The following is a 21,509-nucleotide window of genomic DNA, read 5'->3' on the forward strand; positions in this document are numbered from 1 at the left end:
CCAACCGCCCCCTCGTCGATTCCTCACCGATCGAGGAGGGAATCGACGCCCGAGGTTAAGAGCGTCAGCAGAAGATCGGCCGCGAAGGGCGCCTGGCGGGCGGGCAGGAGGAGGCGGGGGAGGGCGACGCCGAGAAACTCGACCGTCGCCGGGTCCGGCAGACGCTCGGGCGCGTCCGTCAGCTCGGCGACGAGATCGATGCGACTGTCCGCGATCGCCGGGACGCGGAGGATGCCGATGCCGGAAAGCTCGATCAGCCCGGCGATCGTCTCGGGCGCACGGCCGAAGAGACCGGCCTCCCGCCGCTCCAGGATCACCCGGTCGTCGGCGACGAGACCGGCCGTCATCCCTTCTCGCGCGGCCGACCGAAGCAGGCTGACGGCCAGGGCCGACTTGCCGCTGCGGGCCGGCCCGAGAATGAGAAGGCCGGCCCCCCGATCCGCACGAGGCCCGCGTGGATGTTCGACGCGCCCCCGCTCACGCTTCCGCCGGGAGGGAGACGGTGAAGCGCGCGCCGAGGATGCGGCGCGGCTTGCCCTTGTCGAAGACGTTCTCGGCGGTGATCGTCCCGCCATGCGCCTCGATGATCTGGCGCGAGATCGACAGGCCGAGACCCGAATTCTGTCCGAAGGCCTCGGTCGAGGGCCGGTCGGTGTAGAAGCGCTCGAAAATGCGCTCGATGTCCTCGGCCTGGATGCCGGGGCCGTTGTCCTCGATGGTGACGACGACGCGGCGGGCGAGGCGCTTGCAGCGCAGAACGATGCGGCCGTCCTCCTCCGGCACGAAGGAGCGGGCGTTCTCGATGAGATTGGTGAAGACCTGGCTGAGCCGAAGGTCGTGGCCGGAGACGACCATGGAGCGCGGCGCGCCCTGCGCGGGCTGTTCGATCTTCAGGTCGATGGAAAGGGTCCGGCCCTCGCGCGAGTGGGCGCGCGCGCCCTCCACGACCGAGGAGAGAAGCCGCGCGAGATCGACGTTCACCGAGGCCTCGCGGGCGAGCTCGGCGTCGAGGCGCGAGGCGTCGGAGATGTCGGTGATGAGCCGGTCGAGCCGCTTCACGTCGTGCTGGATGATGCCAAGCAGGCGCTGGCGCGAATCCTCGTTGCGCGCCAGCGGCAGCGTCTCGACGGCCGAGCGCAGCGAGGTCAGCGGGTTCTTCAGCTCGTGGCTGACGTCGGCCGCGAAGCTCTCGATCGCGTCCATGCGCGCATAGAGCGCGTTCGTCATGCCCCGCAGCGCCGAGGCGAGATTGCCGATCTCGTCGGTCCGGTCGCCGAAATCCGGGATCTCCTCGCGCGCGTTGACCGATCGCCGGACCCGGATCGCGGCGGCCGACAGCCGGCGGAGCGGCGTTGCGATGGTCGAGGCGAGAAGGATCGACAGGACGATGGTGACGAGGGCGGCGACCGCGAAGACACGGACGATCGCCATTCGCTCGTCGTGAACGATCTGGTCGATGTCGCCGCCTTGCGTGGACAGAAGAAGCACCCCCAGGACGGCCCGGAAGCGCTGGATGGGTATGGCGACGGAGACGACGAGGTCGCCGCTTTCGGTCACGCTCTGATGCGCCGAGCGCGACCCGGTCAGCGCCGTCATCACTTCGGGAAAGGCCGTGCCCGAACCGCCCGGCGTCTCGCGGTAGACGGGGAAGGCCGAGGAGCGGAAGAAGCGCCAGAACCGGTCGCCGAGGTCGTCCAGGAAGCTGCCGCTCTCCTGTTCGATCGGGGGCAGATCGTAGCGGAGCACCTGTCCGCGCGAATAGGAGAGGTGGCGCGTGTCGAGGATGAGGTTGGCGTCGCGGTCGTAGATCCGGGCCCGCGTGCGCGTCGGCGAGATCAGCTGGCGCAGCAGCTCTCCGGCCTGCTCCGGATTGATGGGAAAATCCAGATTGTCGATGAAGTCCGAGCCCGGCTGCAGCGTGGCGCCGGCCTGGAGCTCCAGGAGGCGTTCCGGGTCGAGCGTGATCGAGTTGGTCTCCACCGTCGCCGACGAGGCGATGGCGCTGGCGATGATCTGCCCCTGTGTCAGCAGGCTTTCCATCCGCGCCTCGATCAGTCCCTGGCGGAACTGGTTGAGGTAGAGGATGCCGGTGACGAGGACGATCAGCGCGACGAGGTTGAGGAAGACGATCCGGCGCGTGAGTGAGGACAGGATCGTGTGGCCGAGCAGCCAGCGCAGGCGGAAGAGCGTGCGGCGCACGAAGGTGGGGCGCCGCCAGGAGCGCGCCCGCCGCGTGCGCGGCACGCGTTCACCCTGGATGTCGCCCGTCGAAGCCAAGCGGCGCCTTCCCTCCCCGTTCGTCGCCAGACGCGCGGCGTCGCCGCCGGCCCCCGCGAGACGAGGTTCTGCCTACCTCAGACCTCGCGGAACCGGTAGCCGACGCCGTAGAGGGTCTCGATCATGTCGAAGTCGTCGTCGATCGCCTTGAACTTCTTGCGCAGGCGCTTGATGTGGCTGTCGATCGTGCGGTCGTCGACATAGACCTGCTCGTCATAGGCCGCGTCCATGAGCGCGTCGCGGCTCTTCACCACGCCCGGACGCTGCGCCAGCGCGTGGAGGATCAGGAATTCGGTGACGGTGAGGGTGACCGGCACGCCGATCCAGGTGCAGGTGTGCCGCTCCTGATCCATCACCAGCTGGCCGCGCTCGAGCGAGGATTCGGCCGCCACGCCCGTCTTGGCGCCGCCCTCGCGCGCCGCGCCGCGCCGCAGGATCGCGCGCACGCGCTCCACGAGGAGACGCTGGGAGAAGGGTTTGCGGATATAGTCGTCGGCGCCCATCTTGAGGCCGAACAATTCGTCGATCTCCTCGTCCTTCGAGGTGAGGAAGATCACCGGCAGGTCCGACTTCTGGCGCAGGCGGCGAAGAAGCTCCATCCCGTCCATGCGCGGCATCTTGATGTCGAAGATCGCCAGATGCGGAGGGCGGTTCGACAGGCCCTCGAGAGCGGATGCGCCATCGGTGTAGGTTTCGACCCGGTAACCTTCGTTCTCGAGCGCGATCGACACCGAGGCGAGAATGTTCCGGTCGTCGTCGACCAGGGCGATGGTGGCCATGGGGCGGCTTCTCTCTCTTTCCGTCCGTCGGGCCCTTCGGCCCTTGTCGTTGTCCCAGACCCCTCAAATGTGGCGTTTTGAGCGGAAATGCAAATTTCCGCCTTGGAATCAGGGCGCTCAGGCCGCGCCCCGATCCCGTCCCGGCCGGCCGTTCAGGGCCGGATCGTCTCGTGCGTCCCGGCCTTCGGGCGGTCCTGGTCGCCGAAATAGGCCTTCGCCAGTTCGTAGGCGTATTTCACGCGGCTGGTGGTCACGTCCCAGACCTCGGCGAACTCGGGCCGCACCGCGAGAACCGCGACGTTCGGGTCGTCCTTGCCGTTCGGCATCCAGGCCTCGACCTCCTCGTCCCAGGCGTCGTCGATCAGCGAGCGCTCGCTCGACACGCGCGCGGTGCCCGAGACGGCGAGATACTCGCCATGCTTGGTGAAGGAGCACGAGACCTGGGGATCGCGCTCGATCTCCTCGACCTTGTGGGAGGAGCGTTCCGTCACGAACAGGATCTCGTCGCGGTTCTTGGAGACCTTCGGCGCCATCGGCCGCGCGCGCAGGCGTTCGCCGTCGCGCGTCACCACCATGCAGGTGTCGAAGTCTCCGACGCGGTCCCAGAACTTCTCGGATGATGTCTCGGTCATGGTCAGGCCCTTGCGCTGTCGTTCTGCGCCCGCGCCGCGGCGCGGGGATGAAACCCCTTAACGAGCGAGCCGGGGTTTGGTGCCCTCGGGCATGCGGGGGCGGCGCCCACCGAAGATCAAACGATTAGATTGCGGCAATCGCGGATTAAAACGATTGAATACTATGGACATGGAAGTAGAGTGTTGCAAATGGCTTGCTCTTGGGGCGCAGTGCCCGTATTGGGCAGCGCTCGTCACTTGACGTGACTTCGCGACTTGGAGCCGTTTCGCATGGAAGAAATCGGGACCCGCAACCCGGCCGCCGGGATCGAGACCACGGGCTTGTCCGGCCTGTCCTCGGTGCGCTGGAACCTCACGGCCGCCGACCTCGTCGAGACGGCGATCCGGCGGGGCGAGGGTCGCCTGACGGCTCACGGCGCCTTCGTGGCGACGACCGGCCAGCACACGGGCCGCTCGCCGAAGGACAAGTTCGTCCTGGCCGACGAGAACACCGATCCGCGCGTCTGGTGGGACAACAACAAGCGCCTGGAGGAGGACGCCTACGAGCGCCTCTCGGCCGACTTCCGCGAGCACGCCAAGGGCCGCGACCTCTTCGTGCAGGACCTGATCGGCGGCGCCGACCCGCAGAACTCGATCAAGGTGCGCGTCGTCACCGAGTATGCCTGGCACTCGCTGTTCATCCAGAACCTCCTGATCCGCCCGTCGCGCCAGGATCTGGAAAGCTTCGTGCCGGAGTTGACGATCATCGACCTGCCGTCCTTCCGCGCCGACCCGACGCGCCACGGCTGCCGGTCGGAGACGGTGATCGCCTGCGACTTCACCGGCAACACCATCCTCATCGGCGGCACCTCCTATGCCGGCGAGATGAAGAAGAGCGTCTTCACCGTCCTCAACTACCGCCTGCCCGAGAACGGCGTCATGCCGATGCACTGCTCGGCCAATGTCGGCGACGCGGGCGACGTCGCCCTCTTCTTCGGCCTGTCGGGCACCGGCAAGACCACGCTCTCGGCCGATCCGAGCCGCACGCTTCTGGGCGACGACGAGCACGGCTGGGGCGAGGACGGCGTCTTCAACTTCGAGGGCGGCTGCTACGCCAAGACGATCCGCCTCTCGGCCGAGTCCGAGCCGGAAATCTTCGCGACCACCCGCCGCTTCGGCACGGTGCTCGAGAACGTCGTGCTGGATTCCACGCGGGTGCCGGACTTCGACGACGGCTCGCTGACCGAGAACACGCGCGCGGCCTATCCGCTGCACTTCATCCCGAACGCGTCGGAGACCGGCCGCGCCGGCCAGCCGAAGAACATCGTGATGCTGACGGCGGACGCCTTCGGCGTGATGCCGCCGATCGCCAAGCTGACCCCGGCCGAGGCGATGTACCACTTCCTTTCGGGCTACACGGCCAAGGTCGCGGGCACCGAGAAGGGCGTCACCGAGCCGGAGGCCACCTTCTCCACCTGTTTCGGCGCGCCCTTCATGCCGCGCCACCCGTCCGAATACGGCAACCTCCTCAAGGAGCTGATCGCGCGCCACGGCGTCGATTGCTGGCTGGTCTCGACCGGCTGGACGGGCGGCGCCTACGGCACGGGCAACCGCATGCCGATCAAGGCGACGCGCGCGCTTCTGGCCGCCGCGCTCGACGGCTCTCTGAAGGACGCGGAGTTCCGCACCGATCCGCATTTCGGCTTCCAGGTGCCCGTGGCGGTACCGGGCGTCGATTCCGCGATCCTCGACCCCCGCTCAACCTGGGCGGACGGCGCGGCCTACGACGCGCAGGCCCGAAAGCTCGCCGGCATGTTCCGCGCGAACTTCGAGAAGTTCGAGACCCATGTGGACGACGCGGTGCGCGCCGCCGCCCCGCAACTGCCGATGGCCGCGGAGTAGTCTTCGCGGTGCGTCCCGGCTGATCGGGGGGCCGCGGCATGTGGCCCTTCCGGGCAAGGCCGCTTCTCGACGACGACGTGGTCGATTGGATGATCGACCACGTCCACTGGCTCATGTCCCGGCAGGCCCATCGGGCGGCCTACGCCTCGGCGGGGCCGCTGCCGATCTCCGACCGGATCTTTCCCTTCGATCCTCGAGGCGGCCACGATGCGGCCGTGCGTCTGCTTCTCCTCGTGATGCAGAGGATGGGCGTCGAAGGGCTCCCGGTGGTGCTGGAGGCGGACGCTTCGAGCGCGCGGTACGATCCGGGGCTCGGCGGTCATCGTCCCGTTCCGCGCGTGACGGCGGCCGGAACCTATCGACCCGCCCGCGACGGGATCGTCATCACCTACGACACCACGCTTCTCCACCGTCCGGCCGAGCTCGTCGCCGTGCTCGCGCACGAGATGTCGCACGCTATTCTCGATCTGGGCGCGGAGACTCCGCCGCCGAGCGACGCGGAGGAGATGCTGACGGACCTCTCCGCGACCCTCCTCGGCTTCGGGTTCTATCTCATGCTGTTCCGATACGACACGGCGATCGAATCGCCGGACGTGGCCCGGGAATGGCGCGGCTATTTCGAGGAGTATATGAGCCTGCGCGAACTCTGCTTCGCGACGGCGATGCACAGCGACCTTTCGGGCGTCGAGCGCTCGATCGCGCTGCGCCACGCGGCCGATGCGGTCGGACCGGACGCTCAGGCTCACATGAAGCGGGCCTTCGCCGATCTCGACCGGATACCGTCCCGCCTCGCTCCGCTGCGCGCGCTCCGCATGGTCTCGCCGCCATCGCCCTCGCGTCCCGGATGACGCGACGGTTCGATCCGGTGAAGAGTCACGGGTCCTCGGCTTCCTCGCCGTTCGCATCTGGGGTTCGAACGCGAGACGCGATATGTCTCGGCTGCAACGAGGAGTCCGAGAGAGCGTGCCTGACCGAGCCGTAAAGTGCGCCGGAGCCGTGCGTTGAGCGAGGAGGGCGCCCGTCCGTCCGGGCTCTTCGTCTCCCGCCGCGTGACGATCCCCGAGGACGAACTGGAGGAGACCTTCGTGCGGGCCTCCGGGCCGGGCGGGCAGAACGTCAACAAGGTCTCGACGGCGGTGCAGCTCCGGTTCCTGGCCTCGCGCTCGCAGGCGCTGGGGGAGGAGGCCAAGGAGCGCCTCATGAAGCTGGCCGGCCAGCGCGGGACGAAGGCGGGCGACGTCCTGATCGAGGCCTCGCGCTTCCGCACGCAGGAGCGCAACCGCGAGGATGCGCGGGAGCGGCTGGCGGCGCTGGTGCGCGAAGCCCTGGTTCCGCCCCCGCCGCCGCGCAAGAAGACGCGGCCCTCCAGAGGCGCGATCGAACGGCGCCTGCAGGCCAAGAAGGGCCGTTCGGGCATCAAGCGCATGCGCGGTCGCGTCGACGAATAGAGCGATGGACCATGGACCGCGTCCGGCGGCCCTTGTGATCCCCGCCATGTGATCCCCGCGATGTGATCGACGCCTTGGCCGCCGCTGCGGCAAAGCGACACCGATCCGCCATCTTCGCGGCGATCCTCGTTGGCCGGCCCCGTTCCCGTTCCCATCTCGGGATGAATGACGGTCGTTCAGGCCAGAAGGAGCGGATCGATGCGACGGCGTGACTTTCTTCTTTCAGGTGCGGCCTTTCTCGGCCTTGCGGCGGTCGGGGCGCGGTTCGGACTGTTCGACGGCGAGGCAGGCGCGCAGGAGGCGTTCCCGGTCTCGATGAGCGAGGAGGACTGGCGCGAGCGCCTGTCCCCGGAAGCCTTCGCCGTGCTGCGGCAGGAGGCGACGGAGGCCCCCTTCACCAGCCCCCTGAACGAGGAGAAGCGCGCCGGAATCTTCGCCTGCGCGGGCTGCGGCAACGAGCTCTATTCGTCGGACGCGAAATACGATTCCCGCACCGGCTGGCCGAGCTTCTGGCAGCCGATCGCGGACGGACGGATCGGCACGAAGGTCGACTACCACCTCGTCTATCCGCGCACCGAGGCCCATTGCGCGCGATGCGGCGGTCATCTCGGTCACATCTTCGACGACGGCCCGCAGCCGACCGGCAAGCGCCACTGCATCAACGGCGTGGCGCTGGCCTTCGCGCCGGCCGACGCCGCCTGAGGCGTGCCCTCCCGCGCGCCGGGATCCTTCGCGCGATCATTGAAGAGGCGGGGAGGGGACGCCATATCAGGGAGGAACCGCACCGGCGGTGCCTTGAAGGGCCGCCGGTACTGAAAAGTCGCTTGCAACAAGGACTTGTCGCGTGACGAGCAGGACCACGCCCTTCTCCCACCCCTTGCTTCTGGGGTTCGATTCCATCGAGCGGACGCTGGAAAGGATCGGGAAAGGAGGGGACGGTTATCCTCCCTACAATATCGAGCGTGTCGCTTCGCGCACCGCCGACGGACGGGACGGCGAACCGGTGATCCGGATCACGCTGGCCGTCGCCGGGTTCGGGCCGGAGGACCTCGAAATCGTGACCGAGGAGAACCAGCTGACGATACGGGGCGTTCAGGTCGAACAGAAGGAGCGGGACTTTCTCCATCGCGGGATCGCCAGCCGCCAGTTCCAGAAGAGCTTCCTCTTCGCGGACGGCATGCGCGTTCTGGGAGCGGAGCTGAGGAACGGGCTTCTGTCGATCGAACTGGCAAGGCCGAAGGTGGAGCGTGCGGCCAAGAGGATCGAGATCGCCGTCTCCTGACGGACGGCTCGAGGCTCAAGCTCGCGAAAGGAGCCGATGATCATGGACATTCACAACACACGCCTGTCGAAGACCGATTTCGCCGCGCTCGGCGAAGGGCATCTGGCCTATCTGCGCCGCATGTCCTCCGACGACATTCGCGAGAAGTTCCCGGCCGCGCAGTCGATCCAGCCCGGGCTGAAGCTCTGGGCGCTGTTCTCCGCCGACGGCACGCCGCTCGCGGTCTCCGACGACCGCTCCTCGATCCTGGCGAGCGCCTCGCAGAACGAACTGATGACGGTCAGCATCCACTGACGGCCATGGCGCCGGCCACCTCGGGCCGGGCCTCGGACCTTCCCGGCAGGATGGGCGAGGGGTTCGACCACTGCCGTTATGCCGTCGTGCGACGGCGGAGCGGAGATGACGAAGGGCGGCCGGTCGGTCGCCCTTTTCGTGTGCTCGTCGACAGGAGCGCCGAGCGTCCGCTTGGACGCGCAAAGGCCGCTCCAACTCCTTGAATCTGCGCATCGCGCTTTCCAAAATCGGTTCCGATCTACGGGCCGATGCTGTCGCTGCCGAGCCCTGCGAACACCGGGTCTCGCCGCTCAGGCCGGCCGGTAGCCCGGAACGCCCGTTAGGATCGCGTCCACCACCGTCTCGATCTCGGTCGCGGCTCGGTCCAGCTGCCCCATCAGCAGGCGGTGCAGCGCGTAGGCGACCGCGAGCTCGATGATCATCCCGCCATTGGTGTCGGCAGGCACCTCTCCGCGCGCCTTCGCACGGTCGACGATCTGGATGGCGATCGCCATCCGTCCCGCCTGATAGGCCTCGAGCGCTTCGGCAGCGCCCGCATCGTTCTGCGCCTCGGCGATCACCGCCCGATAGACGAGCCCGCACAAGCGGTTGTGCCAGAAGCCGATGAGCTGGTTGGTGAGCAGGCCGACGAGGTCGCCGCGCAGGCTGCCCGTATTGGGGAACGCCCGCGCGTTCTTGAAGCGCTTGTAGACGTCGAGCATCAGCACCGTGCGGTTGGGCCACCAGCGGTAGATGGTGGGCTTGCCGGCCCGGGCCCGCCGCGCCACCGCCTCGATGGAAAAGCCGGCGATGCCCTCCTCCCGCAGCACCGCCTCGGCCGCGTCCAGGATGGCCTCTTGGCTCGCCGGATTGCGGCGTGCGCCGATGGAGCGACGCGTCTCGGCCTTGTCCTGATCGTTCATGCTCATGAGCTCCGTATGGCCCAGCGAGAGTCGAATGAAAAGCTTGAACGAAACGGATCGTTTCGATATATGAAACGGATCGTTTCTATGGAGCCCGCCATGCCCCTCTCCGCCCGTCTGCGAATGACGCTGTTGATGACCTTCGCCGTCTATCCCATCGTCACGCTCTATCTTTACATCATTTTCCCGTTCACCGACGGCTGGACCATCTGGCAGCGCAGCCTGGTTCTGGTTCCGGCCATGTCGGCGACCATCGTCCTCTTCGTCGTGCCATTCATCACCCGCCGCTTCGGGGCCTTCATCGCCGGCCGCACGTCACAAGACGCTCGAAGCGCGTAACTCGGGTCTGGATCGCTGCGCGCGTCCGTGCGCCTTTGAGCTCCGCCGACCCTATCGACGAACGGAAGCACCGAAGGCCCTGCGGACCTTCGATCCCGTCCCCCGCGTGGACCGTCCTGTCAGGAGGCGCTCGCGGTCCCCGGCCGATGGTCGGCGTTCTCGGGGGGCTACAGCGTCGGCCCGAAAATCGGAATCGATTCTCCGAAAGCCTGATGCGTAGATTCAAGAAGATGGAGCGACCTTTGTGCGTCCGAACGGACGCACGGCGCTTCAGCCGACCGGGTCCGGATGCTGGATGTGGAACAGCATGGAGGCCGCGTCCGGCGAGCGGCGGAGGGCTTCAACCGTCGAGCGGCTGCGCAGGAGCCGGGCGACGCGCGACAGCGCCTTGAGATGTTCTGCGCCCGAGCCGATGGGCGCCAGGAGCAGGAAGACGAGATCGACCGGCTCGTCCTCGCCCGCCTCGAAGGGCACGGGCTTGGCGAGACGCGCCAGCACGCCGACGACGCCCGTCAGCCCCGGCAGCTTGCCGTGCGGAATGGCGATGCCGTTGCCGACGCCGGTGGAGCCGAGCTTCTCGCGCTCCATCACCTTTTCGAAGATATCGCGTTCCTTCAACCCGCTCAGCTGCGCGGCGCGGGCGGACATTTCCTGAAGGACCTGCTTCTTCGAGCCAGCCTGCAGAAAGGGCATGATGCCCTCCTCACGGATCAGCCCTTCCAGTTCCATCGCCGTCGCCCGCCTCGACTGCCGATCTCGCGGCAGCGGTTCCTTTTCGTGGGCCGTAAGATTGAACGACCGCTTCTCCAGAGCGCCGTGCGACCGTTCGGACGCACGCAAGACCGCTCCATGTCCTCGCTTCCGCGCATCGTCCGTTCGAAGACCGGATACGGTCTTCCAGCCGATGCTGGACCGAGCCCTGTCCCGGAACGACGCGCCCTGCGACCGATGCGCGCTTCCGGCCGACCGGATCCGACGCCGCGTCCCGTTCGCGCGTTTCCGCCGCCGGAACCCGCAGGACGCGAGTCCCGGCGCGGAATACTGCGTCAGCTCTTGTCGTGCAAGGAGGAGGGGTCCACCCAGCCGAAATTGCCGTCCGCGCGCCGATACACGATGTTGATCGCGCCCGAGCCGGCGTTCTTGAAGACGACGACCGGGCTGTCGCGCCGGTCGAGCTCCATGACGGCGCCCGCGACCGAGAAGGTGCCGACCGAGAGGGTGGTCTCGGCGACGATCGCCGGCGCGTAGTCCTCCGGCACCTCGTCCGCCTCGTCCGGGATGGCTTCCATCACGGTGTAGGCGACCTCGCGCGTCGCCGCGCCGTTGGCCTTGTGGTCCTTCAGGCGGCGCTTGTAGCGCCGCAGGCGCTTCTCGATGCGCTCGGCGGCCTCGGCGAAGGAGGCCTCGGGGTCGTGTGCCATGCCGGCGGCCTGGAAGACGACGCCGGTGTCGAGATGGAGCGTGCAATCGGTGGAGAACCGGCTCGACTCCTTCGACAGGACCACGGTCCCGGAGAAGTTGCCGTCGAAATATTTGGCGACCTGCTCGTTCAGGCGCTCCTCGATTCGAGAGCGGAACGCTTCGCCGACATCCATGTGGCGACCAGAGACGCGAATTGACATGCAAGGCTCCTTCTTCAACGTCGCGACGGTCGGCCGGTCTCGACCTCCCGTCGCGGTCCGTCGCCTGAACTTAGCGCATCGCGCGGCAAATCGAAGGCGTTTCGCGACGGGGATTCGCCGCCCGGCGGGGCCTCAGGAGGCGAGGCGGCGCAGGCCCATCTCGCGCCGGCGCCGGGCGGAGGAAGCGATGCCGAGCGCTTCGCGGTACTTGGCGACGGTGCGCCGCGCGAGCTCCACGCCCTCGGCGCGCAGCCGGGCCGCGATGTCCTCGTCGGACAGGACCGCGCCGGGCCGTTCGGCGGCGACGAGCAGGCGGATCCGCTCGCGCACGCCGCTCGCCGAATGCGTCTCGGCCCCCTGCGAGGACGCGAGCGCGCCGGAGAAGAAGAATTTCAGCTCGAAGGTCCCGCGCGGGGTCGAGACGAACTTGCCCGAGACGATGCGGCTCACGGTCGATTCGTGGAGGCCGACGGCCTGCGCGACCGCCGCCAGCGTCATGGGGCGCAGTGCGGTCGGGCCGACGGCGAGAAACGCCTTCTGGCGCCGCAGGACATGCGTCGCGACCGTCAGGATCGAGTTCGCCCGCCGGTCCACCGCCCGCAGGATCGCGGCCGCCTGTGCCCGGCACTCCTCCAGGAAGGCGCGCTCGGCATCGTCGCGGCAGCCTGCCAGGATGTCTCTGGTGAGGTCGGCGTCGAACGACACGCGGGGCATCGAGCGCGCGTTGAGGACGACGTGCCAGCCGCCTCCGTCCCGCTCCTCCACGAACACGTCCGGTTCGATCGTCACCGGACCGCCGGCCCCGAAGGCGCTGCCGGGTTTGGGGTCGAGACTGCGCAGCAGGGCGACGAGCTCGGCGACGCCGTCCGCATCCCGCCCGCTCAGGCGCGACAGCGCACGAAGGTCGCGTTTCGCGACGAGCTCGAGCTGGGAAAGGACGGCGGCCATGCCATCGTCCAGCCGGCCCTGGCGCTCCAGCTGGAGCCCGAGGCATTGAGCGAGGTCCCGCGCGAAGAGCCCCGCCGGCTCGGCCTGCGCACGCAGCGTCGAGAGGACGGCTTCGACGGTCTGGCGCGCGATGCCGAGGCGCGCGGCCGCCTCGCCCGGCTCGATCCGCAGATAGCCCGCCTCGTCGATCTCGACGCAGAGCGCTTCGGCGATGCGGCGCTCGGCGGGCGAACGGAAGATGTCGGCGATTTCCGTCAGGACATGGGCGCAGAGGGAGGGGGCGGCTTCCGCCGCCATGTCGAGAGCGTCCGTCCGCGCCGGACCGGGGCGGGGTGCGAGGCGTGCCGCGGAGCGTCGTCCGCCGGGCCGATCCTCGACCGTCAGAAGCGGGTTGCGGTCGCCCTCGCGGCGCAGGAAGTCGGCGAGGTCGTGCCGGTCGAACTGCAGGAGCCGGATGGACTGGAGGAGCTGCGGCGTCAGCGCGAGCGATTGGGATTGGCGAACCTCCAACCGCATCGAGACGCTCATCGCGTGCCTCCCATCCGCGCGGACCGGGCGCGTGCCCCGTGCCCGGCCCCTCGCCGGACGGGCTCATGAAGCGATGGGCGGCGCCGCTCTGTCAAGGCGCGGCGCGCCGGCTCTCAGTAGCTGAAGCGGTCGCCGAGATAGATGCGGCGCACGTCCTCGTCGGCGACGATCGCCTCGGGCGTTCCGTGCGTCAGGACGGCGCCGGCATGCATGATGTAGGCGCGGTCGATGAGGCCGAGCGTCTCGCGGACATTGTGGTCGGTGATGAGGACGCCGATGCCGCGCGCCGTCAGATGGCGGACGAGGTCCTGGATGTCGGAGACCGCGATCGGATCGACGCCCGCGAAAGGCTCGTCGAGCAGCATGAAGGTCGGGCGCGAGGCGAGGGCGCGCGCGATCTCGCAGCGCCGCCGCTCGCCGCCCGAAAGGGCGGTGGCGGGCTGGCGCCGCAGATGCGCGATGCGGAATTCGTCGAGAAGCGAATCGAGCTGCTCGTTGCGCTTGGTCCGGTCGGGCTCCACCACCTCCAGCACCGCGCGGATGTTGTCCTCCACGGACAGGCCGCGAAAGATCGAGGCCTCCTGCGGCAGATAGCCGATTCCGAGGCGCGCGCGCCGGTACATCGGCATCTTCGTGATGTCGTGCCCGTCGAGCTCGATGCGGCCGGAATCGGCCGGAACGAGGCCCATCAGCATGTAGAAGCAGGTCGTCTTGCCGGCGCCGTTCGGACCGAGAAGACCGACCGCCTCTCCGCGCCGCACGCCGACATCCACCCCGTCCACCACCCGGCGGCCGCGAAACGTCTTGGTCAGGCCGCCGGCGACCAGCGTTCCCTCGCGCGCGCCCGGCGTCGAGGCGTCGATCGGGCGTGCCGCGGCCGAAGGGTGGGTTTCGTGAAGATTCGTCATGCGCCTCCGCGCTCCGGCGTGCCGCCGGAGCCTCGTCCTGTCACCATCGGATGCGGCTAGTTCTGCGAGCCGGGCGTCAGCAGCATGCGGACCCGGCCGCTTCCGCCGCCCGAACCGCCCGGGCAGTTCGAGCTCTGGAGCTGCGCGACGCCCGTCTCCATCTGGACGGTGAGCCGGCAGCCGGTCGCCACGTTCGGTCCCTGGCTGAGGACCACGTTCCCGGTCATGACCACGACTTGCGTCGCCATGTCGACATTGGCCTCGTTGGCCGTCGCCACCTGATCGGCCGAGGTGATCTCGACCGAGCCGCTCGCCTCGATGCGCCGGATCTCGTTGCCGCCGCCGGGCAGATTCCCGCCCGAGGAGGCGGGCTGGGCGCCGCCCGAGCCCTGCGAGTAGTGGACCACCAGGCGGTCGGCCTGCATCCGCGTCTCGCCCTGCTCGACCGACACGTTGCCCGAGAAGGTGGCCTGCGCGGCGCGGTCGTCGACGTCGAGCTGATCGGATTCGATCGCGATCGGCTGGTCGCCCTGCATCTGCAGGCCGCCGAAATTCTGCTGCGCGGCGGCCGATCCGGCCGTCGCGGCAAGAAGGGCCCCCGCGAGGGCGAGAAGGGGCATGTTCACGATCGGCCTCATGGGTTGGCTCCGACGTCGGTCTCGTCGGACGCGCTCGGAAGAAGGGTGAGCTTGACGCGATCGCCGAAGGAGAGCCGCTCGCCGCCCTCCTCAATGACGACGCTGCCCGATTCCAGTCTCTGGTTCGGCGTGGTGATGACGACGGGCCCCTGGCCCTGCATGCTGCGACCTGCGAGGTCGATCTCCGCCTCCGAGAGCCGGATGGCGATGCCGCTCGTCGTCTCCACCTCGATGTCGTCGAAGAGGCGCAGGCGTTCCGTGCCCACGTCGTAATAGCCGTTGCCGGCCTGAATGGTCGCGTTGGTGCTCTCGTCCACGGCGATGTCGGCGCGAACGCCCTCCAGATCGACGCCCGAGGCGGAGCCGGCCACGGCCTGCACCGCGCGGCGCGCCGTCATCGAATAGGGGCGGTCGCGGGAATCGCTGCCGGACATCCGCGGGTCCTGCATCACCAGCCGCCCGTCCTCCAGTGTCGAGGAGGCGAAGCTGAGTTCGCCGGGCAGCGAGCGGGCGACATAGGCCGCGCCGACCCCGAGGAGCACCATGACCGTGGCGATCGCAGGCAGGCCGACCTTCAGGAATCGCACCCGGCGCGAGTGGCGGCGCGCGCGCGCGAAGGCGTCGCCCGATCGCTGCTCGGACGGGCGGGACGGCACCTCGTCGAGGCTCCGGTTCGAAGAGCGGGCGGCCAGATCTGCCAAGCGTGTCCTGTCGGGAAGACGGTTCGGTTCGAGAGGCCCGGCAGCGCTCGCCTGAGAGCAGGCGCCATCGGTTCGGATCACGTTATATAAGCCCGTATACGGTTTTTGAATGGTAACCGAAGAACGACCGCTCGCTTGGCAATGCGAAGCCGCGCCGCTATCGCTGCGGGCCTCGCCGAAACGCCCGGGGAACATCGAATGACGCTTGGTCCGCACGATCTCATCGACCGCAGGCGGCTGCGCGCCAAGCTCGGCTTCTGGCGCCTTACCGCGCTCGGCATCGCGGCGATCGCCGTTCTGGGCGCCTCGTGGATGGCCATCGGAGACGCGCGCGGGGGAGGGGGCGGTCGCGAGACGATCGCCCGCGTCGAGATCAGCGGCCTCATCACCCAGGACCGCGAGATGCTGGAGCTGTTCGAGACGCTCGCCGAGGAGGACCGGGTCCGCGCCGTCCTCGTCTCGGTCAATTCGCCCGGCGGCACGACCGCCGGCGGCGAGACGATCTACGAGGCGATCCGCAAGCTGGCGCAGGTCAAGCCCGTCGCCGCCCAGATCGAGACGCTCGGCGCCTCGGCCGGCTACATGGTCGCCAGCGCCGCCGACCATGTCGTCGCGCATCAATCCTCCATCGTCGGCTCGATCGGCGTGATCTTCCAGTATGTCGATGCCTCGACGCTGCTGGACCGCATCGGCGTCGACGTGAACGCGGTCCGCTCCTCGCCGCTGAAGGCGGAGCCTTCGCCCTTCCAGCCGGCCTCGGAGGAGGCGCGCGCGATGATCGCCCGGCTCGTCGGCTCCTCCTACGACTGGTTCGTCGAACTCGTCGCCGAGCGCCGGGGGCTGACGCTGCCGCAGGCGCGGGTTCTGGCCGACGGCTCGGTCTTCACCGGGCGGCAGGGGCTGGACAACGGCCTCGTGGACGCGCTCGGCGCCGACGACGAGATCCGCCGCTGGCTGGAGGAGGAGCGGGACGTGCCGCAAGGCCTCGAGATCGTCGATCGCGAGCCGAACCGCGACACCGGACCCTTCTCGCTCCTGCGCTCCGGGCAGGCCGCGATCCTCTCCTTCCTGGGGCTCGATCCGTCCGCCGCCTCGCTGCCCGACGCCCTGATGCGCGAGGCCGGTCGCCTTGACGGTCTGGTGTCCCTCTGGCAACCTTTCGGCAGCGAAGTCCGGTGACGGGCGGGGCGGGCCGGGGGGCTCGCCGAACTGCCTTCAACGCGATCCTGCCGCGGCCTTCGCTGCGACGGGTCGTGTCGTGACCGGCCATCGAGGGGCAACGACGTGATCAAATCCGAACTCGTGCAGATCATCGCGAGCCGAAATCCGCATCTCTATCAGCGGGACGTCGAGACGATCGTGAATGCGATCTTCGACGAGATCACCGAGGCTCTCTGCCATTCGAACCGGGTGGAACTGCGCGGCTTCGGCGCCTTCTCCGTGAAGAACCGGCCCGCGCGCGCCGGGCGCAACCCGCGCACCGGCGAAGCCGTGGCGGTCGAGGAGAAGTGGGTGCCCTTCTTCAAGCCCGGCAAGGAGCTGCGCGAGCGGATGAACGGCGCGGCCTGACAGGGCGCGCCGTCCCGGCCTGAAAAACCTCAGGGTCCGGCGTCGATGCGAACGCCCGCCGGCGGCGAGCCCCGCGCGTCACGAAGCTCTCCCTACCCTGCCGGGACCTTTTCGCGCAGAGCGAAAGAAGGGTGCGGTTTCGATCCACGGCATCGTTTGAGGCGAAGGGCACCGTTCCTCTCTCCTTGGAGAGGGGGCCGAAGGGCCGGGTGAAGCCCGAAGCCATGGGTATATCCCCGCACGAGGCGCGCTCAAGGGGCCGTGCGCCGCGCCGTGCGAACCGACGCGATTGACGGACGGCGCGCACTCCTTAACTTCTAGTCTTCCCAATCTTGCCGGGCGCGATGCGGCCCGACGTCCGAACGAGACCTGAGATGCTTTCAAAGCTTCTGACCTTCCTGGTCCTCCTGCCGCTGGCGCTGCTCCTGGTCGTCTTCAGCGTCCTGAACCGCGCGCCGGTCACGCTGTCGATGGACGTGTTCGGAACGACCCCGCAGCTCGCCGTCCAGGCGCCGCTCTTCGTCGTCGTCCTCACCGCGCTCATCATCGGCGTGATCCTCGGCGGCATCGGCACCTTCATGACGCAGGCCCATCACCGTCGGCGCGCCGCGCGCAAGGAGCGCGAGGTCGAGCATCTGCGCCAGGAGGCGGCCGTCTCCAAGGAACGCGTCCGTGCCATGCGCGAGGAGCGCGAGCGGGCCGCCGCCGCGTCCTCCGCGACGCCCGCAACGGGCATCGGCTCCGCGCCGCGTCCGGGAGCGCTGCCGGCACCCCGCGCCGCGTAAGCGGGACGCTTCGACGAAGCCGGTCCGGCCAGCGTCACATTCCCGTGCGCACGCCCTCCGCCGCCGCCGGCCGGGCTCTCAGGCCGGAGCCGTGATCTCCTCTGCGCTCGCCGTGCCGCCGGACACCTTCGCGGCGAGGCAATCGAAGAACTGGCCGGAGAGCTTCTTGGCCGTGGAATCGATCAGCCGCCCGCCGAGCTGGGCGATCTTGCCGCCGACCTGCGCCTCCACCGTGTAGGTCAGAACCGTGTGGTCGCCGTCCTCGGCCAGATGAACGTGCGCGCCGCCCTTGGCGAAGCCCGCGATCCCGCCCTTTCCCTCGCCGACGATCGAATAGCTCTCGGGCGCCACCACGTCCTCCAGCCGGACCTCGCCGTTGAACTTCGCCTTCACCGGACCGACCTTGGCGACCACGAGCGCCGTCATGCGCCCGTCCTCCTGCCGCTCCAGGCTTTCGCAACCGGGAATGCACTCGCGCAGCGTCTCCGGGTCGTTCAACGCCTCCCACACCGCCTGCCGCGACGCCGGCAGCCGGTACTCGCCCTTCAGGTCCATCCCGCTCCTCCCAAGCTCAGGGCGCCGTCTCGCGTCCCTCGGGTGTCAGGATGAAGCGCCCGCCGCGCTTTGCCAATGGGCTGCAGACGGGTTAGAGCCGAGCCCATGAGCAGGAAGCCGGATCGGAAGGGACAGCGCCCCCCGGGGCGCGAGGAGAGCGAGGCGCGCCCGAGCACGGCCGCGCGCGCGCAGGACGCCCGCGCCGGGCGGCCGGAGGTGAGGATCGCTGACGGCGCCCGTCCGCAGGAGCGCCTGCCGGTGATCCTGACCGTGGAGCCGAACGCGGACTACGCGCTTCTCGACACGGGCGACGGCGAGAAGCTGGAGCGCTACGGGCCGCTGACGATCCGCCGGCCCGAGAACCAGGCGATCTGGCCGCGCCGCAGGCCTTCCGCCGAATGGGACCGCGCGGACGCAATCTTCACCGGGGACACGGACGAGGAGGGCGTCGGGCGCTGGCGTTTCCCGAACATGCCCCTCGGCGAGACCTGGCCGATGCGCCAGGACGGGCTGCCCTATCTCGGCCGCTTCACCTCCTTCCGCCACACCGGCGTCTTCCCCGAACAGGCGGCGCACTGGGCCTTCATAGTCTCGCAGATCGAAGCCGCGCGGGCGCAGGGACGCCGGGTTCGGGTGCTCAATCTCTTCGGCTACACCGGTCTCGCCTCGCTTCTGGCCGTCAGGGCCGGCGCCGAGGTCACCCATGTCGACGCCTCCAAGCGCGCCATCGGCTGGGCGCGCGAGAACCAGGAGATCGCCGGCCTCGACGCCGCTCCGATCCGCTGGATCTGCGAGGACGCGGTCCGCTACGTCGAGCGCGAGGTGAAGCGCGGCAGCGCCTACGAGATCGTCCTCCTCGATCCGCCGAAATTCGGGCGCGGCCCCAAGGGCGAGATCTGGCAGGTCTTCGAGGACCTGCCCTATCTCCTGTCGCTCGCGCGCGCGCTCCTGTCGGACCAGCCGCTCTCGCTCGTCCTGACCGCCTACTCGATCCGCGCGTCCTTCTATTCGCTCTCCGCCCTGATGGCCGAGCATTGCCGCGGTCTCGGCGGGCGGATCGAGTCGGGCGAGCTCGTCATCTCCGAGGAGGGCGAGGAGCCGCGCCGCCTCTCAACCTCCCTTTTCTCGCGCTGGGTGCAGTCATGACGAAGCCGACGGTCGCGCCGGGGCGGGTGAAGGAGGTCTCCTCCATCTCCAACCCGATCGTGAAGGACATCCGCACGCTCGCCCAGAAGAAGGGCCGCGACGAAAGCGGGCTGTTCCTCGCCGAGGGGCTGAAGCTCGTTCTCGACGCGCTCGACGCCGGCTGGAGGATGGAGACGTTGCTCGTCGCCAAGGCCAAGCTCGACGGCGAACTCCTTCAGAAGACGGCGGCGCGCGCCGTCGCCTCCGGCGCGGACCTTCTGGAATGTTCCGAGAAGGTGCTCGCCGCCGTCGCCCGGCGCGACAACCCGCAGAGCGCCATCGGCGTCTTCCGCCGTCATCTGACGCCGCTGGATCGCATGGAGACAGGTGCGGACGGCGTGATCGTCGCGCTCGACCGGGTGCGCGATCCGGGCAATCTCGGCACGATCCTGCGCACGTCGGACGCGGCCGGCGTCAAGGGCATCGTCCTCATCGGCGACTGCGTCGATCCGTTCTCGCTGGAGGCCGTGCGCGCCACCATGGGCTCGATCTTTGCCGTGCCGGTCGCGCGCGCCGACGAGGCGGGGTTTCTCGCTTGGCGAAAGCGCTTCTCCGGCCTCGTCGTCGGCACGCATATGCGCGGAGACACCGACTACCGGCAGCCTCGCTATGCCGGTCGGCCCTCGGTCATCCTCATGGGCAACGAGCAGTCCGGCCTTTCGGACGCGCTGGCGGGCGCCTGCGAGGCGCTGGTCCGCATTCCGCAGGTCGGCCGCGCCGACAGCCTCAATCTGGCCGTCGCCACCGCGCTGATGATCTTCGAAGCGCGCCGCGACGCGCTGAAGCTCGACTGAAGGTCGCTTTCATGCCGCCCATCGCCCTCGTCCTCATCATCGCCGCGTCCGTCGCCCTCGACCAACTCGTCAAGTTCATCGTCGTCGAGACCATGGCGCTCGGGCAGGCGATCGAGGTCCTGCCCTTCCTGGCGCTCCTTCACGCGCGCAACGAGGGCATCGCCTTCTCGCTCTTCGCCGGCTTCGAAGGCTGGACGCTGGCGATCCTCTCCACCGCCGTCCTCCTCTTCGTGCTCTGGCTCTGGCGTTCCACGCCCCGTTCGCGGGTCTACGCCCAGCTCGGCTTCGCGCTGATCGTCGGCGGCGCCATCGGAAACCTCATCGACCGCGTCCTCCTCGGCTACGTCGTCGACTACGTCTATTTCCATACGCCGGTCTGGTCCTTCGCGGTCTTCAATCTCGCCGACGCCTTCATCTCCGTCGGCGCCGGCCTCGTGATCCTCGACGAGTTCGTCCTGGAGACGTGGCGCAAGCGACGCGGGAGCCGTCATGAGACCGACGCCGACAGGCTCTAGACCTTGCCTCGCGGATCACGGTCCGAAGACGAGCGCGGAGAGGGGCGATGAGCGAAGCGCGGACGGTAAATCTTGAGGGGATGAGCCCGGCGGGGCTGCGGATGGGACAGGAGCGCGCGCTCGAAGGGCGCGTCCTCGGCCGGCTCGGGGGGCTGGAGGTGCGTCTCGCCGCCTGCGAACCCGACATCGAGCTGGCGCAGGCGCTGCGCTACCGGGTCTTCTACGAGGCCTGCGGGGCGACGCCGAGCGCGCTTCAGCGGCGGCTGCGCCGCGACGTCGACCGGTTCGACGCCCATTGCGACCATCTCCTCCTCCTCGACGCCGACGAGACCCTGCCCGCGGCCGAGCGCGTCCTCGGGACCTACCGCCTTCTGGCGCAGGAGCGGGCGGTGCGCGCCTGCGGCTTCTACGGCCAGAGCGAGTTCGACGTCGATTCGCTGGTGCGGCGTCATCCGCGCCGGCGGTTCCTGGAGCTCGGCCGGTCCTGCGTCGACCCGGCCCATCGCGGCCGGCGGTCGATGGAGCTCCTGTGGCACGGCGTCTGGGCCTATGTGCTGGAGCGCGGCGCGGACGTCCTGTTCGGCTGCGCCTCGCTGCCCGGCACGTCCCGCGAAGCGCTGGACCCGCAACTGGCCCTGCTGCGCGAGCAGGCTTTGGCGCCGGCCGAATGGCGGGCGGCCCCGACCGCTTCGGCAAGCTTTCCGCTGCCCGAGAGCCCGCCGGAGCCGGCGCTTTCCGCCAAGGACCTGCCGCCGCTCGTGAAGGGCTATCTGCGGCTCGGCGGGATGATCTCCGATCACGCCGTGGTCGACGCGGAGTTCGGCACGACGGACGTTCTCCTCGTCCTGCCGCTGGAGCGCATTTCGCCGCGCTACCTGGCTCATTTCGGGATCTCGGCCGACCGCTTCGCCTGAGTCGCGCCGGCGT

26 protein-coding genes are annotated in these 21,509 nt (G+C 69.0%); 14 read left to right on the forward strand and 12 right to left on the reverse strand.

Annotation, left to right across the window (positions count from 1 at the left end; genetic code table 11):
* Positions 1 to 23: 23 nt before the first annotated feature.
* From AC6R2M_RS00575 to AC6R2M_RS00590, 4 genes are all read right to left on the reverse strand, one after another.
* Positions 24 to 575, reverse strand: a complete 552-nt coding sequence (locus AC6R2M_RS00575) for an HPr kinase/phosphorylase (protein ID WP_500484460.1) — start codon at positions 573 to 575, stop codon at positions 24 to 26.
* Complete coding sequence (locus AC6R2M_RS00580; protein ID WP_500484462.1) at positions 478 to 2,277, reverse strand: sensor histidine kinase; 1,800 nt, start codon at positions 2,275 to 2,277, stop codon at positions 478 to 480. Before AC6R2M_RS00580 ends, AC6R2M_RS00575 begins: the two co-directional genes overlap by 98 nt.
* A 77-nt stretch (positions 2,278 to 2,354) precedes the next feature.
* Positions 2,355 to 3,056 (reverse strand): response regulator, encoded by a 702-nt coding sequence (locus AC6R2M_RS00585; protein ID WP_500484464.1) that lies wholly within the window; start codon positions 3,054 to 3,056, stop codon positions 2,355 to 2,357.
* A gap of 152 nt (positions 3,057 to 3,208) precedes the next feature.
* Positions 3,209 to 3,688, reverse strand: coding sequence for a pyridoxamine 5'-phosphate oxidase family protein (locus AC6R2M_RS00590; protein WP_500484466.1), 480 nt, complete (start codon positions 3,686 to 3,688; stop codon positions 3,209 to 3,211).
* Between the two features lie 270 nt (positions 3,689 to 3,958).
* Between AC6R2M_RS00590 and AC6R2M_RS00595 the strand changes: the two genes are divergently transcribed.
* The 6 genes from AC6R2M_RS00595 to AC6R2M_RS00620 all read left to right on the forward strand — a co-directional run bounded on the left by AC6R2M_RS00595 (position 3,959) and on the right by AC6R2M_RS00620 (position 8,593).
* A complete protein-coding gene (locus AC6R2M_RS00595) occupies positions 3,959 to 5,569 on the forward strand; it encodes a phosphoenolpyruvate carboxykinase (RefSeq protein ID WP_500484468.1) in 1,611 nt (536 codons plus the stop codon).
* Positions 5,570 to 5,607: 38 nt separating this feature from the next.
* Positions 5,608 to 6,417: a hypothetical protein gene (locus AC6R2M_RS00600; protein ID WP_500484470.1), complete on the forward strand. Its 810-nt coding sequence runs from the start codon at positions 5,608 to 5,610 to the stop codon at positions 6,415 to 6,417.
* Positions 6,418 to 6,570: 153 nt separating this feature from the next.
* Positions 6,571 to 7,017 (forward strand): alternative ribosome rescue aminoacyl-tRNA hydrolase ArfB, encoded by a 447-nt coding sequence (gene arfB, locus AC6R2M_RS00605; RefSeq protein WP_500484472.1) that lies wholly within the window; start codon positions 6,571 to 6,573, stop codon positions 7,015 to 7,017.
* Between the two features lie 198 nt (positions 7,018 to 7,215).
* A complete protein-coding gene (gene msrB, locus AC6R2M_RS00610) occupies positions 7,216 to 7,719 on the forward strand; it encodes a peptide-methionine (R)-S-oxide reductase MsrB (protein ID WP_500484474.1) in 504 nt (167 codons plus the stop codon).
* A gap of 142 nt (positions 7,720 to 7,861) precedes the next feature.
* Positions 7,862 to 8,299: an Hsp20 family protein gene (locus AC6R2M_RS00615; RefSeq protein ID WP_500484476.1), complete on the forward strand. Its 438-nt coding sequence runs from the start codon at positions 7,862 to 7,864 to the stop codon at positions 8,297 to 8,299.
* Positions 8,300 to 8,341: 42 nt separating this feature from the next.
* Positions 8,342 to 8,593 (forward strand): BQ00720 family protein, encoded by a 252-nt coding sequence (locus tag AC6R2M_RS00620; protein WP_500484478.1) that lies wholly within the window; start codon positions 8,342 to 8,344, stop codon positions 8,591 to 8,593.
* A 290-nt stretch (positions 8,594 to 8,883) separates the two neighbouring features.
* Here AC6R2M_RS00620 and AC6R2M_RS00625 read toward each other — a convergent pair whose 3' ends face one another.
* On the reverse strand, positions 8,884 to 9,501 hold the full coding sequence (locus AC6R2M_RS00625; protein WP_500484480.1) for a TetR/AcrR family transcriptional regulator: 618 nt from the start codon (positions 9,499 to 9,501) through the stop codon (positions 8,884 to 8,886).
* Between the two features lie 63 nt (positions 9,502 to 9,564).
* On the opposite strand from AC6R2M_RS00625, the gene AC6R2M_RS00630 reads away from it, so the two are divergent.
* On the forward strand, positions 9,565 to 9,834 hold the full coding sequence (locus AC6R2M_RS00630) for a putative antibiotic biosynthesis monooxygenase (protein ID WP_500484482.1): 270 nt from the start codon (positions 9,565 to 9,567) through the stop codon (positions 9,832 to 9,834).
* Positions 9,835 to 10,104: 270 nt separating this feature from the next.
* Here the strand turns inward: AC6R2M_RS00630 and AC6R2M_RS00635 are convergent, their stop codons facing one another.
* The 6 genes from AC6R2M_RS00635 to AC6R2M_RS00660 form a co-directional block, all read right to left on the reverse strand.
* Positions 10,105 to 10,563, reverse strand: a complete 459-nt coding sequence (locus AC6R2M_RS00635) for a PTS sugar transporter subunit IIA (protein ID WP_500484484.1) — start codon at positions 10,561 to 10,563, stop codon at positions 10,105 to 10,107.
* A gap of 317 nt (positions 10,564 to 10,880) precedes the next feature.
* Positions 10,881 to 11,456, reverse strand: a complete 576-nt coding sequence (hpf, locus tag AC6R2M_RS00640) for a ribosome hibernation-promoting factor, HPF/YfiA family (RefSeq protein WP_500484486.1) — start codon at positions 11,454 to 11,456, stop codon at positions 10,881 to 10,883.
* 132 nt (positions 11,457 to 11,588) lie between these two features.
* Positions 11,589 to 12,932: an RNA polymerase factor sigma-54 gene (gene rpoN / locus AC6R2M_RS00645; protein WP_500484488.1), complete on the reverse strand. Its 1,344-nt coding sequence runs from the start codon at positions 12,930 to 12,932 to the stop codon at positions 11,589 to 11,591.
* A 113-nt stretch (positions 12,933 to 13,045) separates the two neighbouring features.
* Positions 13,046 to 13,840, reverse strand: a complete 795-nt coding sequence (lptB, locus tag AC6R2M_RS00650) for an LPS export ABC transporter ATP-binding protein (protein ID WP_500484490.1) — start codon at positions 13,838 to 13,840, stop codon at positions 13,046 to 13,048.
* Positions 13,841 to 13,896: 56 nt separating this feature from the next.
* Positions 13,897 to 14,478: a lipopolysaccharide transport periplasmic protein LptA gene (gene lptA / locus AC6R2M_RS00655; protein WP_500484492.1), complete on the reverse strand. Its 582-nt coding sequence runs from the start codon at positions 14,476 to 14,478 to the stop codon at positions 13,897 to 13,899.
* A complete protein-coding gene (locus AC6R2M_RS00660; RefSeq protein WP_500484494.1) occupies positions 14,475 to 15,179 on the reverse strand; it encodes an LPS export ABC transporter periplasmic protein LptC in 705 nt (234 codons plus the stop codon). Before AC6R2M_RS00660 ends, lptA begins: the two co-directional genes overlap by 4 nt.
* A gap of 198 nt (positions 15,180 to 15,377) precedes the next feature.
* Here AC6R2M_RS00660 and sppA point away from each other — a divergent pair, with 198 nt between their 5' ends.
* The 3 genes from sppA (at position 15,378) to AC6R2M_RS00675 (ending at position 17,533) form a co-directional block, all read left to right on the forward strand.
* Positions 15,378 to 16,358 carry a signal peptide peptidase SppA gene (sppA, locus tag AC6R2M_RS00665; protein ID WP_500484496.1) on the forward strand — a complete coding sequence of 327 codons (981 nt, stop codon included), beginning with the start codon at positions 15,378 to 15,380 and terminating at the stop codon, positions 16,356 to 16,358.
* Positions 16,359 to 16,463: 105 nt separating this feature from the next.
* Positions 16,464 to 16,748 carry an integration host factor subunit beta gene (locus AC6R2M_RS00670; RefSeq protein WP_500484498.1) on the forward strand — a complete coding sequence of 95 codons (285 nt, stop codon included), beginning with the start codon at positions 16,464 to 16,466 and terminating at the stop codon, positions 16,746 to 16,748.
* 374 nt (positions 16,749 to 17,122) lie between these two features.
* Entirely contained in the window at positions 17,123 to 17,533 is a 411-nt protein-coding gene (locus AC6R2M_RS00675; protein WP_500484500.1) for a lipopolysaccharide assembly protein LapA domain-containing protein, read from the forward strand.
* Between the two features lie 78 nt (positions 17,534 to 17,611).
* Here AC6R2M_RS00675 and AC6R2M_RS00680 read toward each other — a convergent pair whose 3' ends face one another.
* Complete coding sequence (locus AC6R2M_RS00680) at positions 17,612 to 18,088, reverse strand: SRPBCC family protein (RefSeq protein WP_500484502.1); 477 nt, start codon at positions 18,086 to 18,088, stop codon at positions 17,612 to 17,614.
* Positions 18,089 to 18,193: 105 nt separating this feature from the next.
* On the opposite strand from AC6R2M_RS00680, the gene AC6R2M_RS00685 reads away from it, so the two are divergent.
* The 4 genes from AC6R2M_RS00685 to AC6R2M_RS00700 are packed head-to-tail and all read left to right on the forward strand — an operon-like array spanning position 18,194 to position 21,496.
* Positions 18,194 to 19,234: a class I SAM-dependent methyltransferase gene (locus tag AC6R2M_RS00685; RefSeq protein WP_500484503.1), complete on the forward strand. Its 1,041-nt coding sequence runs from the start codon at positions 18,194 to 18,196 to the stop codon at positions 19,232 to 19,234.
* Positions 19,231 to 20,067, forward strand: coding sequence for a TrmH family RNA methyltransferase (locus tag AC6R2M_RS00690; RefSeq protein WP_500484505.1), 837 nt, complete (start codon positions 19,231 to 19,233; stop codon positions 20,065 to 20,067). Before AC6R2M_RS00685 ends, AC6R2M_RS00690 begins: the two co-directional genes overlap by 4 nt.
* Before the next feature lie 11 nt (positions 20,068 to 20,078).
* Positions 20,079 to 20,582, forward strand: a complete 504-nt coding sequence (lspA, locus tag AC6R2M_RS00695; protein ID WP_500484507.1) for a signal peptidase II — start codon at positions 20,079 to 20,081, stop codon at positions 20,580 to 20,582.
* Positions 20,583 to 20,629: 47 nt separating this feature from the next.
* The gene (locus AC6R2M_RS00700) at positions 20,630 to 21,496 is read left to right on the forward strand and encodes a GNAT family N-acetyltransferase (protein WP_500484509.1); all 867 of its coding nucleotides are present in this window, start codon (positions 20,630 to 20,632) and stop codon (positions 21,494 to 21,496) included.
* The last annotated feature ends 13 nt before the right edge of the window (positions 21,497 to 21,509 follow it).

This window comes from Aureimonas sp. CAS (assembly GCF_059838215.1).